We start from the raw sequence: 1,643 nt of genomic DNA, 5'->3' as shown, positions 1-1,643 counted from the left end.
GTGATCCAGTCACCGAACCGGTAGCCGGTGTGGTCCTTGGTCCTTTCGTACATCAGGCGGCTGAGGTCGCCGCGCAGGATCTCCACCTCGCCGCTGAAGAACTCGGGAGGCAGGGTGGCCTTCGTCGCGCCCTCGTCGTCCACGACGCGCTGCGGCCCGGTGGGCGTCCGGTGGCGCCGCACGTCCTCCAGCAGACCGGACCGCCGCAGGATGTCCATCTGGTTGCCCCGGAAGTCCACCGCCTGCCCGCCGTCCCGCAGGGCGGGCGCCCGCTCCACGACGGTGGCGGCGAAACCCCGGCGGTGCAGCCACAGGGCCAGCATCGGGCCGGCGATCCCGGCACCGGAAATCAGGACGTTCGGCTTGCGCACGATCTTTCTCCTTCGTCGCTCTCGGTGTGTGTCCGAGAGTCAGCGAAGGCGCTGACCGTTTCCTGACCGTGCGCTGACCGCCCTGTCAGGACGCCCGGGCGAACTCCTCGACGACGGCGGCGCAGGCGCAGCCGCCCTCGATCTCGGTGCAGCCGATGCGCAGGGTGTGGCGGGCTTCGTCCAGGTCACGGCAGTCCGGCTCGGTGCACTCGGCCGAACCGTCCTCGTGCAGGATCACCGTGCCGTGGCAGTGGTCGAGGTCACTCGAACAGCCGGCACACTCCATGATGCGACACCCTTCACCCGGATCGGTTGACGGTCCTTCGTATCATCCGGCCCGCCGCGCCGCGGGGAGGGGGTGCCCGGCGTGTCGCCGGTGCTCAGGCGCTTTTGGGGGTTCTCCGGGTGCCGGTCTTCCTGGCCGCCGGTTTGCGGGCCGCGGGCTTGCGCGACTTCTTCGCCTCCGACACGCTCGCCTCGAGCGCCGCCATGAGGTCCACCACCTCGGTCTTCGCGGCCTTCGCGCGGGGTTTCGTGGTGGCCTTGCCCTCGACCTTCGCCTCGATCACCGCCTCCAGCGCCTCGCGGTACTGGTCGCTGTACTTGTCCGGGTCGAACACCGGTTCCGACAGCGAGTCGATCAGGGAACCGGCCATGCTCAGCTCCTGCGGCCGCACCTGTGGCGGCTCGTCGTCGAGGAAACCGAAGTCGGGCCTGCGCACCTCGTCCGGCCACAGCATGGTCGTCATGACCAGGACGTCGGCGTGCACCCGCAGCAGCGCGAGCGTCTCACGCTGGCGCAGCGCGACCTTGGCGATCGCGACCTGACCGGACTTCTGCAACGCGTCCCGCAGCAACACGTACGGCTTGACGGCGGGTTTCTGGGGTTCGAGGTAGTAGTGCCGGTCGTAGTGGAGCGGGTCGACCGCCTCCAGGGGCACGAACTCCAGCACGTCGATCACGTTGGAGCTGGACAGGGGCAGGCTATCGAGGTCGGCGTCGGTCAGCACCACCATCTCGCCGTCGTCCAGCTCGTAGCCCTTGGCTATCTCGCTGTAGGGCACCTCCACGTTTTCGACCGAGCAGAACCGCTTGTACTGGATCCGGCCGCCGTCGGACTCGTGGACCTGCCGCAGCGAGACGTTCTTGTTCTCCGTGGCCGCGTACAGGTGGATCGGGATGGTGACCAGTCCGAACGAAACGGATCCCTTCCACATCGATCGCATCGCAAGCTGCCTCCTGCTCGTGGCGACATAACCCCAGGTCATTGAC

Annotated in this window: 3 protein-coding genes; all 3 read right to left on the bottom strand. The window is 68.1% G+C overall.

Annotated features, from left to right (window positions below; translation table 11 throughout):
• A partial coding sequence (locus FNH05_RS37060; RefSeq protein WP_186382935.1) for an FAD-dependent monooxygenase occupies positions 1-371 on the bottom strand: 371 nt, incomplete at its 3' end.
• Positions 372-456: 85 nt separating this feature from the next.
• Positions 457-657 (bottom strand): hypothetical protein, encoded by a 201-nt coding sequence (locus FNH05_RS37055; protein ID WP_144593488.1) that lies wholly within the window; start codon positions 655-657, stop codon positions 457-459.
• 94 nt (positions 658-751) lie between these two features.
• Positions 752-1,597, bottom strand: coding sequence for a non-homologous end joining protein Ku (gene ku / locus FNH05_RS37050; RefSeq protein WP_144593487.1), 846 nt, complete (start codon positions 1,595-1,597; stop codon positions 752-754).
• Positions 1,598-1,643: the final 46 nt, after the last annotated feature.

This window comes from Amycolatopsis rhizosphaerae (assembly GCF_007713715.1).
GTDB lineage: Bacteria > Actinomycetota > Actinomycetes > Mycobacteriales > Pseudonocardiaceae > Amycolatopsis_E > Amycolatopsis_E rhizosphaerae.
The sequence above is the reverse complement of the archived record's forward strand: the minus strand, read 5'-3'. Positions and strand labels throughout refer to the sequence as shown.